This window comes from Verrucomicrobiia bacterium (genome assembly GCA_035629175.1).
Classification (GTDB): Bacteria; Verrucomicrobiota; Verrucomicrobiia; order Limisphaerales; family DASXHY01; genus DASXHY01.
The window spans coordinates 1-1,026 of the sequence record DASPIL010000059.1; the positions used below are offsets into that span (position 1 = coordinate 1).

Sequence of the window (1,026 nt, forward strand, 5' to 3'; positions counted from 1 at the left end):
GTCCAATACAAAACCTTCGATTTGCCCCTGTCGCGTGCGAGTGACTAGCGACAGATCACTCACCCAAACCGCCGCCATGGAAACCTGGTTTTCTTGCGCGCCAAAGCTTGGGTCGTGACTGGCCACGATGAAGTAGAAGCCCGGTTTCAGTTGTTCGGGGGCCGCCAGCGGCATGGTGACTTCCTTGTAATCGGAGGTCGGTGGCAGTTTCTCCGACCACTCGTGCGCGAACGCGGTGGCCAGAACCTCGCTTCGTTCCTGTTGGCTCAGGTTTTCCGGACGGTTGTGGCGCTTCTGCAAAAACACTTCCCAGTTGTAAGGAATTGCTCGGAAATAGACCTGGTCCACGTTGCGATAGCGAATCGTGATCTTCGGGCACGCGTTCGAGCGGTCACCGCCACCTTGCGCGTTTTCAGAAAGGCGCAGGATACCGGTGCGATCGAAGCAGTTCCACACCCGTTCAGTCGAGATTTGGACGGCCTTGGCCTCCAGCTCCAATAACAGGTTGCGACAGAGTTTGCCGCCAACCGACTGCGGGAACACTTGCGCGCCGCGTTCCGCGACCTTGTGGGCTGCGACCAGATCGCCTTCCTGTTGCAGGACTCTTGCCATGCGTTCCATGGCCAAAGCGGAAATGTCGAAATCGGCGTAGGTGCGGATGAAGTTCTCCAAAGCCGCCTTGTAGCGCTCATTCTTGGTTTCGCCAAAGGCAGTGTTCCAGCCCCAGGTCAGGCGTTCCAGGTCCACGTCTGCAAAGGCCAGGCGCGGTGCGGGATCATTTTGGTGGAAACGAAGCAGGTCCTGGTATAGGCGAATTGCGCGGATGACCGGCGAGACTGCGGTGCTTGAATTGGCTTCTGCGGTTGCCTGTCCCACGTTCCAGGCCAGGAACTGCTGCACGGATCCAAAGATGGGGCTGTCGGCGGAAAGCTCGAACGCATCCTGCGGCTTGGCGGCGGCTTGCTCGCCGGAGGTATAGAACTGCAGGGCTTCATGCGCGATGAAATCGTAGAGGGTAGGGCGGTA

At 58.7% G+C, this 1,026-nt stretch carries 1 protein-coding gene; it reads right to left on the reverse strand.

Annotated features, from left to right (window positions below):
- Window positions 1-747, reverse strand: a 747-nt coding sequence (locus VEH04_09875; GenBank protein HYG23079.1) for a hypothetical protein, incomplete at its 3' end; no start/stop codon positions are given.
- Between the last annotated feature and the right edge of the window lie 279 nt (window positions 748-1,026).